This window comes from Ruegeria arenilitoris (assembly GCF_013032445.1).
GTDB classification, from domain to species: domain Bacteria; phylum Pseudomonadota; class Alphaproteobacteria; order Rhodobacterales; family Rhodobacteraceae; genus Ruegeria; species Ruegeria arenilitoris_F.
The window spans coordinates 308,541-321,609 of sequence record NZ_WQCA01000005.1 but is presented as its reverse complement, the minus strand read 5'-3'; the positions used below and the strand labels follow the sequence as shown (position 1 = coordinate 321,609).

Here is a 13,069-nt window from a genome sequence, read left to right as displayed (position 1 = left end):
GAAACGGAGACACATCATGACATGGTCCTTCTCACTCGGCCGAATACTTGGGTCGGAATTGAGGGTCCATGTCACCTTTTTCCTTTTGTTGGCCTGGATCGGCTTTGCCGCCTATTCCAACGGAGGACTACCGGCGGCCATCGAGAACCTGATCTTCGTATTGGCCCTGTTTGCCTGCGTCATTGCACATGAGTTCGGCCACGCACTGATGGCTCGTCGGTACGGGATCAAGACACCCGACATCACTCTGCTGCCAATCGGAGGGTTGGCCCGGCTGGAACGGATGCCGGAAAAACCCATGCAAGAGGTTTGGGTCGCCCTCGCCGGGCCTGCCGTGAACATCCTGATCTGGGTCGTGTTGGTCATTCTGGGGGCCGGCATGCCGCTTGAAACGATGATGCAGATCGACTCGACCGGCCCCGGTCTCTTGAACCGGCTGGCCTATGTGAACCTGCTGCTGGCGGCATTTAACATGATCCCTGCTTTTCCGATGGATGGCGGGCGCGTGTTCCGCGCCCTGCTGTGCCTCAAGATGGATCGGGTCAAGGCAACACGGGTCGCCGCCCTTGCCGGACAGGTCGTCGCCGTTGCTTTCGGATTCTGGGGATTGAGCACGGGCAACCCAATTCTGGTTCTGATCGCTGTCTTTGTCTTCATCGCAGCCAATTCCGAAAGTCAGGACGTGGCAATGCGTTCGGTCGCACGGCGTGTTCTGGCGCGGGATGCGATGATCACCGAGTTCCACGCCCTGTCCCCGACCGACACGCTGGCCACGGCGGCGCAGGCGGTCATTCACACCACACAGCATGAATTCCCGGTGCTGGATTCAGCAGGCGCTTTGCTTGGGTTTGTTACTCGCAACGGTCTGTTCTCGGCATTGGCCGGAGACACCCCGCGCTCGGAACCGGCCACGTCGATCATGGAAACGGATATCCCGCAGGTGCAATTGACAAGCGGGCTCGAGACGGTTCTGGCGGGGTTGCACAAAGGTGCCCCGGCCATCGCGGTTTGCACGCAAGCCGGAAACATGGTCGGCTACATCACCCGTGAAAACATCGGTGAGTTGATGGTGATCCGCGGGCGGTGATCAGACCGTCGCCAAGGCGTCTTCCAGCACTGAAATCACTGCCTCACGCGGAACGTCCGAGGTGACGAAGGCCTCACCGATCCCGCGCGCCAGAATGAAACGCAATTGGCCCTCGATAACCTTCTTGTCCTGCGCCATCAGATCAACCAGCGCTTCGGCATCCGGCAAATCGCCGGGAATGTCGGCCAGATCGGTTTTCATCCCCATCGCCCGAAGATGAGCGCGGACGCGGCATGGAATTTCTTGAGAGCATTGGCCCAGACGCGACGACAACTCAAACGCTAGCGCGCAGCCGATGGCCACGCCTTCACCGTGCAGCAAACGGTCGGAGTAGCCAGTCGCAGCCTCAAGCGCGTGGCAGAAGGTGTGGCCAAGGTTGAGCAACGCGCGGTCGCCCTGCTCGGTCTCATCACGCGCCACGATATCGGCTTTCATCTGAACCGAGCGTGTCACCGCCCGCACCCGCGCGGCCATGTCTCCGCCCGAAACATCCGTGCCGTTTTCCTCAAGCCATTCGAAGAAAGCGGCATCGCCAAGCAGGCCGTATTTCACAACTTCGCCATAGCCCGACAGAAAATCGCGCTGAGTCATCGTGCCCAGAACCGACGTATCAGCCAGCACCAGCGAAGGCTGATGGAAGGCCCCGATCAGGTTTTTGCCATGCGGCGCGTTGATCCCGGTCTTGCCCCCGACCGAACTGTCCACCTGCGCCAGTAGAGAGGTTGGGATTTGCACAAACCGCACTCCGCGCCGCAGAACCGCAGCGGCAAACCCAACCAGATCGCCAATGACACCGCCACCCAAGGCGACGACCACATCCCGACGCTCGACCTTTTCCGCCAGCAGCCATTCAACCGTGCGTTCGAAATGCGGCCAGCTTTTAGTGGCCTCACCCGCAGGCAAGGTCAGCGAAGTCATCTCGATCCCGGCAGCAGCCAACCCGTCGCGCAGAGCGTCCAGATGCAGCGCGCCCACGTTGTTATCCGTGACAACGGCCACCTTGGGTCGGGGCAGCAAGGGCGCAATCCGCGCGCCAGCCTGCTCCAGCAAGTTTGGGCCGATTTCCACATCATACGAGCGTTCGCCCAGCTCTACATGTACGGTTTGGTGCATTATTTCCGTTCCAAAACATCGGGGCGTGTTGCCAACGCATCCAGCACCCGGTTCACCATATTCTCGATCGAGGTTTCGCCGTCCGAGTCTGCGATCAGATCGGCCTGCGCATAGACCGGCACGCGCTGTTCATAAATGCCACGCAAAGTCGCATACGGGTCAGCCGTGCGCAGCAAGGGGCGCGTGTCCTTGTGCTTGACGCGATTCCACAGAACATCCAGATCAGCCCGCAACCAGACGGACACACCACGTTCGGTGATCATTGTACGGTTCTGTTCGGCCAGAAAAGCGCCGCCGCCGGTCGAAAGAATGCCTTTTTCCTCATCCAGCAGACGCCCGATGACCTGGCTTTCCTTGGCGCGGAAAAACGGCTCTCCGTCGCGGGCGAAAATCTCGGGGATGGTCATGTTGGCTGCCGATTCGATCTCGGCGTCGCTGTCGAGGAAGGGAACACCCAGCCGCGCGGCTAATGCACGGCCCACCGCCGTCTTTCCTGCCCCCATCATGCCCACAAGAACTACCGTTTTGTGCAGATCAAAGCCCGTGTCTGTGTCCGTGGTAGAAGTGTTATGCTTAATTTCGCTCATTTCACCGTGAATGACGTGATCTTAGGAAAAATGCTAGCTATAACTATGACAAAAGAGAAAATTGGGGCAGCGTTGAGCAATGGGCCGTCTGATCAAGTTCCTGTTATATCTGATTTGCCTGGGTTTTGTCGGGCTGGTGGCATATGCCTACCTGGGTCCGTTCTTCGGCGCCGACTTTTCGGCGCCGCAAGATGAGATACGAGAGCCGGTAATCCTGAATGTCGAATAAGGCCGCGCTGTTTGCGCTGTTTTTGGCCGGATCGGCCGAGGCGCAGCAGGAACCTCTATCCGTTATCGAATGGCTAAGCGACCCGCCGGAAAACCTGCCGGGGACCGTGTTGTTGGAACCACCGGTGACAGAGACCGGTGTTCAACCGGATGTCGAGGTCACGCCGCTTGAGGCATTGTCACCGCCGCTTGGGCTGGTTTCGTCCTCGGTGACCGGTCTGCCGGTTGACCTGTGGCAGAACAGCGACCCTGCCCGTCTGGCGCAACTGATCGCCCGCGTGCCCGTCAAATACAACCCGGCGATGCAGCGCCTGCTGTTCACCCTGCTGCTGACCGAGGCCCGCGCGCCTGCCGGTCCGAATGCGCAGGAACCTCTGCTGTTGGCGCGGCTTGACCGGTTGCTGCAACTGGGTGCAGCCGATCCGGTGCAATCGTTGGTGCAACTGGCCGGGCCGACCGACAACCGCGAACGATTTCAGCGCTGGTTCGACGCGACACTGCTGACCGGGGATGAGGATCGCAGCTGCACAGCTTTGATCGCGCAGCCGCATCTATCCCGGAACTACGCCGCGCAAATTTTCTGCAAGGCCCGTCGGGGCGATTGGAGCTCGGCCGCGCTGACGCTTGAGGCCGCCCATGCGCTACAGGTTCTTCCGCCCGAGGATTTGGACGTGCTGGACCGGTTCCTCAGCCCCGAGCTTTACGAAGATGCCGAATATCTGCCACAGCCCGAAAATCCCGATCCGCTGAGTTTTCGGCTGTTCGAAGCCATTGGCGAGCGTTTGCCTTCTGCGCCCCTGCCGCGCGCTTTTGCAAATGCCGACCTGCGCGATGTCGCCGGATGGAAAGCACAGATCGAGGCCGCCGAGCGCCTGACGCGGATCGGTGCGCTGACCCCGAACCAATTGCTGGGCCTGTATACCGAGCGCTCGCCCGCCGCTTCTGGCGCGGTCTGGGATCGGGTCGCGGCGGTGCAGAAGTTTGAAAACGCTTTGGAGACCGGCAAACCGAGCGCTATCGCCACTGCGCTGCCCAAAGTCTGGGAACAAATGCGTAGTGTCGGGTTAGAAGTTCCCTTTGCAGAACTTTTCGCTGACCGGCTATCGCAAATGACCCTGCCCGATCCGGCTGCCGAAAACCTGCGGTGGCGGATTCTTCTGCTATCGGAACTCTATGAGTCCGCCGCCCTGTCACCGCCGGACGAGTCGGTAGAGACGCAGTTTTTGGCCGCACTGGCACAGGGCGATCCGGGACGGGCGCGCAGCCCGTCGCCGTGGGCCGACGCGATGGCCGAAGGATTTGCCTGGGCTGCGCCCGTCCCTTCGGATATCGATGCGATGCTGGCGAACGGGCAATTGGGCGAGGCCATTCTGGAAACGATGGAGCTGTTCGCACATGGCGCGCGCGGTAATCTTGTTGATCTGACTGCCGCAGTCGCAACTCTGCGCCGTGTGGGTCTAGAAGACACGGCCCGCCGCGCCGCGTTGAACCTTTTGATCTTGCAGGACACCTGAGTATGGTGGCCCCGGCAACCTCGGATCTGTGGATCTCCACCTTCCTGCAAGCTCAAGCTGCTGAACTTGGCGCCGCTAACAACACTTTGTTAGCCTATGGCCGCGACCTGAAGGATTTTGCCGCTTGGTTGGAGCGCCGTAAAACGGGATTTACAGAAGCTGAACGGGATCAGATCGAAGCTTATATGATCGACTGTGACGCGCAGGGGCTGGCGCAATCCACCCGCGCCCGGCGATTGTCGGCGATCAAGCAAATTTATCGTTTCGCCTTCGAGGAAGGCTGGCGCGACACCAACCCCGCCATTCAGATCAAAGGCCCCGGGCGGCAAAAACGCCTACCCAAAACGCTGGACGTGCCCGAGGTTGACCGACTGTTGCAAGCCGCCCGCCAGACAGGGCGCACCAAAGCCGACCGGGTGCGCAACACCTGCCTGATGGAGGTGCTCTACGCCACCGGTATGCGCGTGACTGAACTTGTGTCACTGCCTGTTTCCTCCGCGCGGGGTGATCCGCGGATGCTGCTGGTTCTTGGAAAAGGTGGCAAGGAACGGATGGTGCCGCTATCGCCCCCTGCCCGTGAAGCGCTGGCAGCGTGGCTGATCCTGCGGGATGAGGCCGAGGATCACGCGGTTACCGATGGCGGCCAGCGGTCCAAGTTCCTGTTCCCTTCGCGCGGAAAATCCGGACACCTGACGCGCCACATGTTCTTTCTGCTGGTCAAGGAACTGGCCGTTCAGGGTGGCGTTTCGCCTGAAAAGGTCACGCCGCACACCCTGCGCCATGCCTTTGCCACGCATCTTCTGGCCAACGGGGCCGACCTGCGGTCGATCCAAACTCTGTTGGGCCATGCCGATGTGGCGACCACCGAAATCTATACCCATGTTCTGGACGAACGTCTGGCGGAACTGGTGCTGGAGCATCACCCACTGGCCAAAGACCCTGATGGTAAGGGCTAACCCCTTGATCAGCAGGGGTCGCACCCCCATAACGGATGCAGCAACACCAATAACCAAGGACCGATGGAACCCTCTTCTTCTCTGATCGACGGCGCATTCTGGTTTACCACAGGCGCCATTCTGCTTTTGCTTGTACTGTCGGGCTTTTTCTCGGGTTCTGAAACGGCACTGACCGCCTCGTCACGCGGCAAGTTGCGGGCGCAGGCCGACAAGGGCTCGCGCGGGGCACAAAAGGCGCTGGATATCACCGATGACAATGAACGGCTGATCGGCTCGGTCCTGCTGGGCAACAACCTCGTGAACATCCTCGCGGCCTCGCTGGCGACGGCGTTGTTCACACGCCTCTTCGGCGAAAGCGGTGTGGCGCTAGCGACGCTGGTGATGACCCTGTTGGTTTTGATCTTTGCCGAGGTTCTGCCGAAAACCTATGCCATCACCAACGCGGAAAAAGCGGCCGCTGCCGTCGCGCCGATTATCAGTGTTGTGGTGACGGTTTTCTCGCCCATGGTTGCTGCGGTGCGCCTGTTGGTGCGCGGGGTTCTGCGCCTGTTCGGCGTGCAGATCGACCCTGACAGCAACATTCTCGCTGTGCGTGAGGAAATCGCCGGTGCGCTGCATCTGGGCCACTCGGAGGGCGTGGTCGAAAAGGAAGACCGCGATCGTATTCTGGGTGCGCTTGATCTGGGCGACCGCACGGTGGAAGAGATCATGTTGCACCGCTCGAACATCGAGATGATCGATGCTGACGACGCGCCCGAGGCCATCCTGCAGCAATGTCTGAAAAGCCCGCACACCCGCCTGCCCGTGTTCCGGGATGAACAGGAAAACATCGTAGGCGTAGTGCACGCTAAGGACCTGTTTCGCGCCATGTACGCACACGCGGGCGCCAGTGAGGAAGACAGCGACCGGCTAAAATCCTTCGATATCTCGAAAGTGGCCAACGCCCCCTACTTTGTGCCTGAAACCACCACGCTGGATGACCAGATGCGCGAGTTTCTTCGGATGCACAGCCACTTTGCGCTGGTGGTGGATGAATATGGCTCGCTGCGCGGCCTGATCACGCTGGAGGATATTCTCGAAGAGATCGTGGGCGAGATTGCCGACGAGTTCGATATCGAAGAAGACGTTCCTGTGACCCGAACCGAGGACGGGCAGTTTCTGGTCGAGGGCGCGATGACCATCCGCGATGCCAATCGGGCGATGGACTGGTCGCTGCCGGATGAAGAGGCCAACACAATCGCAGGTCTCGTCATTCACGAGGCGCAAATGATCCCGGTGACCGGACAGGTGTTCTCGTTCCACGGGTTCCGTTTCGAAGTCACTGCACGCGAAGGCAACCGGATTACCGAACTGAAAATCCGCCCGCTTTGATCCGCGACAAGCGATGTCGTGAATGGAACAGCCCGCCCTGCCGCGCACCTGCAGTCTTTGACCCAAACGCATGGGAGGCAGCGACATGAAGACCACAACTCAGGTAGCCGTCATTGGGGGCGGTGTTGTCGGGTGTTCGGTGCTCTACCACCTGACAAAGCTGGGCTGGTCCGATGTCATGCTGCTGGAACGATCGGAACTGACCAGCGGGTCCACCTGGCACGCGGCCGGAGGGTTCCACACCCTCAATGGTGACACCAACATGGCCGCGCTGCAGGGCTATACCATCCGCCTGTACAAAGAACTAGAAGAGATCACCGGCATGTCCTGCGGTCTGCATCATGTGGGCGGCGTGACTCTGGCCGACAATCAGGACCGGTTCGACATGCTGCTGGCCGAACGCGCTAAGCACCGGTTCATGGGGTTGGAGACCGAGATCGTCGGGCCAGAGGAGATCAAGAAGATCGCTCCGATCACCAATACCGACGGCATCATCGGCGCGCTTTACGATCCGCTGGACGGGCATCTTGATCCTTCGGGCACCACCCATGCCTATGCCAAGGCGGCCCGTTTGGGCGGCGCAACAATCGAAACCCACTGCATGGTGCGCGAGACCAACCAGCGCCCCGATGGTACCTGGGACGTGGTCACCGACAAGGGCACCATTCACGCCGAACATTTGGTCAACGCAGGCGGTCTTTGGGCGCGAGAAGTCGGTGCGATGGCAGGCATCTATTTCCCGCTGCACCCGATGGAACATCAGTATCTGGTCACGGACTCGATCCCTCAGATCGAGTCGATCATCGACGCTGGTGGCGAGCACCCGCATGTGATGGACCCTGCCGGGGAAAGTTATCTGCGACAGGAAGGACGTGGCCTGTGCATCGGGTTTTACGAACAGCCCTGCAAACCGTGGGCTGTCGACGGAACACCCTGGGATTTCGGACACGAGCTGCTGCCCGACGATTATGACAAGATCACCGACAGTATCGAGTTCGCCTACAGACGCTTTCCCGTTTTAGCCGAGGCCGGTGTGAAATCGGTAATCCATGGGCCGTTCACCTTTGCACCGGACGGCAACCCTCTGGTCGGGCCGGTACCGGGGATTCGCAACTATTGGTCGGCCTGCGGTGTGATGGCCGGGTTCAGCCAGGGTGGCGGCGTTGGCCTGACACTGGCGCAATGGATGATCGAAGGGGAGCCCGAACGCGATGTCTTCGCAATGGACGTAGCCCGGTTCGGCGACTGGATTAGCCCCGGCTACACCCGCCCCAAGGTGATCGAGAACTATCAAAAACGGTTCAGCGTCGCCTACCCGAACGAGGAACTGCCCGCTGCCCGCCCGAACCGCACGACACCGATGTACGACATCTTTAGCGATCTGGGGGCGGTCTGGGGACAGCAATATGGGTTGGAGGTGCCGAACTATTTCGCCCAAGACGATGAGCCGGGCTATGAAACGCCTTCGTTCCGACGCTCTGACGCCTTCGCGGCAACCGGTCGCGAGGTCCGCGCCGTTCGCAACGCCGTCGGCATCAACGAGGTCCACAATTTCGGCAAGTACCGTATCACCGGTGCCTCTGCCCGCGCGTGGCTCGACCGGATCATGGCCGGGCGCATCCCTCAACCAGGGCGCCTTTCGCTGACCCCTATGCTGTCCCACAAAGGCAAGCTGATCGGGGATTTCACCGTCTCCTGCCTGAGTGAGACCGAATTCCAGCTGACCGCCTCCTACGGCTCTCAGGCCTTTCACATGCGCTGGTTCCTGCAAAATCAGCAAGACGGCGTGACCATTGATAACGTCAGCGACCGTCTGAACGGGTTTCAGATCGCTGGCCCGAAAGCAGCGGACGTACTCGCCGCGTGTACCCGCGATGATATCTCGAACCTGAGGTTCCTCGACGTGCGACAGATGACGGTTGGCATGACCGACTGCATCGTGCAACGCGTCAGTTATACCGGCGACCTGGGATATGAGATCTATTGCGATCCGATGGCGCAGAGACAGCTGTGGTGGACATTGTGGCGGGCCGGTCAGCCGCATGACATTGTACCCTTTGGAATGCGCGCGATGATGAGCTTGCGACTGGACAAATTCTTTGGCTCATGGATGCGGGAATTCTCGCCCGATTATACCGCTGCCGAAACAGGGCTGGACCGTTTCATTGCGTTCTCGAAACCTGCTGATTTCATCGGTCGGTCCGCTGCCGAAAAGGAGCGCGTCCAGGGGCCAGCACGCAAACTTGTAGCTTTCGCGGTCGAAGCGGACGACGCCGATGTGAACGCATATGAACCGATCTGGATGGACGGTGAAGTTGTGGGTTTCTGCACTTCTGGCGGGTACTCACACTATGCGCAAAAGTCTGTTGCAATCGGGTTCTTGCCCGCAGATCGGACCACGGACGGTCTGGAAGTCGAAATTGAAATCCTGGGCCACTTACGCAAAGCACGCGTGATCACAATACCACTCTTTGATGCAGATGGAGCACGCATGCGGGGATGACACGGCTGCTCAACGGCGGCATGGTTCGGGCATGACGGACATACCAATTCTTCTTCTGGCCGCCGGCCTATCCAGCCGCATGGGTCAGCAAGACAAGCTTATGCAGATTATCGACGGCGAACCATTGTTGCGCCGCGCTGCACGGACCGCCCAACGCGCGGCACCTGTGATCGTTGCGTTACCTTCTGCGCCGCATCCAAGGCATGACGCTTTGGAAAGTCTGGGCGTGGTCAAGGTTGAAATCCCGGATGCTGATGAGGGTATGAATGCCAGCCTGCGTGGTGCGCTCTCACACGTGTCAACAGATGCGCCAGCGGCAATGGTCTTACTGGCGGACCTGCCTGACATTACTTCTGAGGATTTAATTGCCGTTCTTGCATCCGTAAAAGCCCATCCGGACAATCTGATCTGGCGCGGATCAACTGCCAACGGCAAACCCGGTCACCCGGTCGTGTTTGACCAAAGCTTGTTTCAACACCTCAGGAAATTGACAGGCGATGCAGGTGCGCAATCCGTGGTGCGCGCCCACGCTGGCAACGTGCATCTGCATGCCCTACCTGGACAAAACGCCCTATTGGACTTGGATACACCAGAGGATTGGGCAGCGTGGCGCGCAAAACGCGGCACCTAAAAGTAACGCGGCCCGGTCGAAATCGACCGGGCCGGTACCCAAAACAGGACTACCACTTTTCATCAATCCCGGAAACACGGCCAATGATGCCTAAAGACATCCTGGCGATTCCGCCGCAGAACCTAAACAAGACCCCCTCGTTAACATGCCGCTCAGCGCTTCCAGTGACTGTGACAAGCCTTAAGCACCCCCTAGTGCCTTCGGCTCCCCCTCGCTTGGGCACCTTCATCGTCACCGATCCGAGGCGTTCAAACAATGTAAAATTGGAAAGAACGGTTAATTTTGCGCGTCTCAGAATGGTTTTTGCGCAACATTTCAGAAGCGACGATCAACCCATGGGAGAACTTTGCTTTTGATTGACGTTGGGTCATCCATCATTAAGTGCAAACTTATTAAGTCATCAGGCTATTTTGCTATTGGTTGTTCCTGAAAATTTCACAAGTGCCGCAAGATCACCACAACCCAAAGGGGATTGCAAAAATACCAGAGAAAAGGGAGGGTGCTTTGTTAACAAATTTGATTCAATTCAACCCTTTTCGCGGTTTGACACCCGGACCGGCAACAATCCACCGATTCGCGGTCATCGATTCGCGTAATTTCTCCGATCTCCGCTGTCTGGTTGGCGGAATAGAACAGTCTGTTTGTGGCGAAATTAAGATTTCTTAACGTTTCGGTCAGGAAACACACAGACTGAGCGCGCATTTCCTGTTCCAACGCGCGGCCGCAACCGCGTGATATAAACAGGAGACACAAATGAGCATCCGCAAAACCTCTCTTCTTTTGCCTGGGACAGCCAGTTGGGTCGGCGCTGGCGCGTTAAGTGCCGCAATGCTGGCAACCACCGCCCTGCCCTCAATGGCGGACGAAGCTTTGGCCGATCTTGTCGAGAGCGTATCGCCTTCGGTCGTCACGATCATCGCAGAGCAAGGCACGGCACCAATCCCGGCGCAGGGACAAGACTTTGATTTTGATCAGCACCCATTTGGAGAGTTCTTCAAACGCTTTGGTGCGCCCGAAGGCTTCGATGCTCCGCAGCGTGGTCCGGCACAGGGTCTAGGATCGGGATTTGTACTCGATGAGGCCGGATATATCGTCACCAACCATCATGTCGTCGATAATGCCGAGTCCGTAACAGTGCGCATGTCAGATGATCGCACGTTCGAGGCCGAAGTCATCGGCACCGACCCGCTGACAGATATCGCCGTTCTCAAGATCGACGCAGGTGAGTCCCTGCAAGCCGTCGAGTTGGGTGACAGCGATGTGATCCGTGTGGGCGAAGACGTTGTGGCCATTGGCAACCCGTTCGGGCTGCACTCAACCGTGACCACCGGGATCGTGTCGGCCAAGGGCCGTAACATCTCAGCCGGGCCCTACGCTGAATTCATTCAAACCGATGCGGCGATCAACAAGGGTAACTCCGGTGGCCCTCTGTTCAACATGGAAGGCGAAGTGGTTGGCGTGAACTCGGCCATTTATTCGCCCACCGGCGGGTCCGTGGGTCTGGGTTTCGCGGTCACGTCGAACATTGTGGAACACATCGCTGCCGATCTGCGCGATGACGGTCAGGTCAGTCGCGGCTGGCTGGGTGTGTCGATCCAGAATGTCAGCCCCGAGATCGCCGCAGCCATAGGTATTGATGCCTCGAACGGCGCGCTTGTCGCAGACGTCGTCGATGGCAGCCCGGCCGATGGTGTGCTGAAACAGGGTGATGTCATCCTGACTTTCAACGACGAGACCGTCGATTCCAGCAGCGATCTGCCGATCCTTGTCGGCACCACCAAGGTTGGCAGCAACAGCGTTCTGACCGTTCTGCGCGATGGCACAGAGCAGCAGATTGAGCTGACCATCGGTCAGCATCAAAGCGCTTCAGCCGAGATCGACAAATCTCTGGACGAAACCGTTTCGGGTACCGCGTTAGGCGTTACCGTGGCCCCACTGAACGACACCAACCGTGCCGAGATGGGCGTGGGTGAAAAAGTCGATGGCGTAATCGTCACCGACCTGAAGCCCGACAGCCCGGCGGCCAAGGCCGGCCTGCAGCGTGGTGATGTGATCGTGAAGCTGGGCGGTCAGGAAACCGCGACTCCGGACGCGTTGAAAGCCGCGCTGGATAGCGAAAAGACCGATCCCGCGCTTGTGCTGATCAATCGCGGTGGAAACCAGATCTTCGTGGCGGTGGAAATCGCCTGATAGGTCACCTGCGCGCGCCACTTGATGGGGAAATCTGGCGGGCGCCTCCTCGGTGGGTTTGAATTGTCCGCAAACCGCCGGGACTGCCGGGTGCGCAGCAACGCACCCGGCAGATTATTTAGCAAAACCATGTGCTTTGCCCGAAAACTGTGCTTTACTTCCAGTAGAAAGGAATTCGGATCATGAGCCGTCGCCTGTTGGTCGTCGAAGATGACGAAGACACCCGGGATTTCATCGCCAAGGGATTTGGCGAAGAAGGTTACGTTGTCGAGGCAGCTGAAGATGGCCGTGAAGGTCTTTATCATGCCACAGACGGTGGGTTCGATGCGGTCGTTCTTGACCGAATGTTGCCCGGGTTGGACGGCCTGTCTTTAATCAAGTCAATGCGCGCGGCGGGCGTGAAAACGCCGGTTCTGATGCTGACCGCCATGAGCGCTGTGGACGAGCGTGTCAAAGGGCTGCGCGCCGGTGCCGATGACTATCTGGTCAAACCGTTTTCGTTCCAGGAGTTGCATGCCAGGATTGAGGCCCTGCTGCGTCGTCCACAAGAGGCTGAGGAAAGCCCCACACTGACCTGCCGCGACCTTGAAATGGACCTGCTGACACGCAAGGTCTCGCGCAATGGGCGTGAGATCACTCTGACCCCGCGCGAATTTCAGATCCTCGAATTCTTCCTGCGTCGGAAGAACCGCGTCGTGTCGCGCACCATGTTGCTGGAAGGCGTTTGGGATTATCATTTCGACCCGAATACCAATGTGGTCGACGTCCATATCTCCAAGCTGCGGCGTCAGTTGGACGAAGGTGGTGAGCCACCATTGATCGAAACCGTCCGGGGTGCCGGGTACATGATATCTGATGGATAACCTGCGGCTTTCCTTCAATAATTCAC

At 59.0% G+C, this 13,069-nt stretch carries 11 protein-coding genes; 9 read left to right on the top strand and 2 right to left on the bottom strand.

Annotated elements, in window-relative coordinates:
- Window positions 1–16: 16 nt before the first annotated feature.
- Window positions 17–1,087: a site-2 protease family protein gene (locus GOW98_RS09410; protein WP_170331316.1), complete on the top strand. Its 1,071-nt coding sequence runs from the start codon at window positions 17–19 to the stop codon at window positions 1,085–1,087.
- Here GOW98_RS09410 and aroB read toward each other — a convergent pair whose 3' ends face one another.
- Both aroB and GOW98_RS09400 read right to left on the bottom strand, forming a co-directional pair.
- Window positions 1,088–2,200, bottom strand: a complete 1,113-nt coding sequence (gene aroB, locus GOW98_RS09405) for a 3-dehydroquinate synthase (protein ID WP_170331314.1) — start codon at window positions 2,198–2,200, stop codon at window positions 1,088–1,090.
- Window positions 2,200–2,787 carry a shikimate kinase gene (locus tag GOW98_RS09400; RefSeq protein ID WP_170331312.1) on the bottom strand — a complete coding sequence of 196 codons (588 nt, stop codon included), beginning with the start codon at window positions 2,785–2,787 and terminating at the stop codon, window positions 2,200–2,202. Before GOW98_RS09400 ends, aroB begins: the two co-directional genes overlap by 1 nt.
- Window positions 2,788–2,866: 79 nt before the next feature.
- Here GOW98_RS09400 and GOW98_RS09395 point away from each other — a divergent pair, with 79 nt between their 5' ends.
- From GOW98_RS09395 to GOW98_RS09360, 8 genes are all read left to right on the top strand, one after another.
- A complete protein-coding gene (locus GOW98_RS09395; protein WP_170331309.1) occupies window positions 2,867–3,016 on the top strand; it encodes a hypothetical protein in 150 nt (49 codons plus the stop codon).
- Window positions 3,006–4,529: a hypothetical protein gene (locus GOW98_RS09390; RefSeq protein ID WP_170331307.1), complete on the top strand. Its 1,524-nt coding sequence runs from the start codon at window positions 3,006–3,008 to the stop codon at window positions 4,527–4,529. The genes GOW98_RS09395 and GOW98_RS09390 overlap by 11 nt, the downstream gene beginning before the upstream one ends.
- 2 nt (window positions 4,530–4,531) lie before the next feature.
- On the top strand, window positions 4,532–5,485 hold the full coding sequence (locus GOW98_RS09385; protein ID WP_170331305.1) for a site-specific tyrosine recombinase XerD: 954 nt from the start codon (window positions 4,532–4,534) through the stop codon (window positions 5,483–5,485).
- Between the two features lie 63 nt (window positions 5,486–5,548).
- A complete protein-coding gene (locus tag GOW98_RS09380; protein ID WP_170331302.1) occupies window positions 5,549–6,856 on the top strand; it encodes an HlyC/CorC family transporter in 1,308 nt (435 codons plus the stop codon).
- Window positions 6,857–6,941: 85 nt separating this feature from the next.
- Entirely contained in the window at window positions 6,942–9,359 is a 2,418-nt protein-coding gene (locus GOW98_RS09375; RefSeq protein ID WP_170331300.1) for a GcvT family protein, read from the top strand.
- A gap of 31 nt (window positions 9,360–9,390) precedes the next feature.
- A complete protein-coding gene (locus GOW98_RS09370) occupies window positions 9,391–9,990 on the top strand; it encodes a nucleotidyltransferase family protein (protein ID WP_170331298.1) in 600 nt (199 codons plus the stop codon).
- A gap of 753 nt (window positions 9,991–10,743) precedes the next feature.
- A complete protein-coding gene (locus GOW98_RS09365) occupies window positions 10,744–12,180 on the top strand; it encodes a Do family serine endopeptidase (RefSeq protein WP_170331296.1) in 1,437 nt (478 codons plus the stop codon).
- 182 nt (window positions 12,181–12,362) lie between these two features.
- Complete coding sequence (locus GOW98_RS09360) at window positions 12,363–13,043, top strand: response regulator transcription factor (protein ID WP_170331294.1); 681 nt, start codon at window positions 12,363–12,365, stop codon at window positions 13,041–13,043.
- Window positions 13,044–13,069 lie beyond the last annotated feature (26 nt).

Coding starts and splice junctions, on each gene's coding strand:
- GOW98_RS09410 (WP_170331316.1), top strand. CDS start 17: ATGACATGGTCCTTCTCACTCGGCCGAATACTTGGGTCGGAATTGAGG.
- aroB (WP_170331314.1), bottom strand. CDS start 2,200: ATGCACCAAACCGTACATGTAGAGCTGGGCGAACGCTCGTATGATGTG.
- GOW98_RS09400 (WP_170331312.1), bottom strand. CDS start 2,787: ATGAGCGAAATTAAGCATAACACTTCTACCACGGACACAGACACGGGC.
- GOW98_RS09395 (WP_170331309.1), top strand. CDS start 2,867: ATGGGCCGTCTGATCAAGTTCCTGTTATATCTGATTTGCCTGGGTTTT.
- GOW98_RS09390 (WP_170331307.1), top strand. CDS start 3,006: ATGTCGAATAAGGCCGCGCTGTTTGCGCTGTTTTTGGCCGGATCGGCC.
- GOW98_RS09385 (WP_170331305.1), top strand. CDS start 4,532: ATGGTGGCCCCGGCAACCTCGGATCTGTGGATCTCCACCTTCCTGCAA.
- GOW98_RS09380 (WP_170331302.1), top strand. CDS start 5,549: ATGGAACCCTCTTCTTCTCTGATCGACGGCGCATTCTGGTTTACCACA.
- GOW98_RS09375 (WP_170331300.1), top strand. CDS start 6,942: ATGAAGACCACAACTCAGGTAGCCGTCATTGGGGGCGGTGTTGTCGGG.
- GOW98_RS09370 (WP_170331298.1), top strand. CDS start 9,391: ATGACGGACATACCAATTCTTCTTCTGGCCGCCGGCCTATCCAGCCGC.
- GOW98_RS09365 (WP_170331296.1), top strand. CDS start 10,744: ATGAGCATCCGCAAAACCTCTCTTCTTTTGCCTGGGACAGCCAGTTGG.
- GOW98_RS09360 (WP_170331294.1), top strand. CDS start 12,363: ATGAGCCGTCGCCTGTTGGTCGTCGAAGATGACGAAGACACCCGGGAT.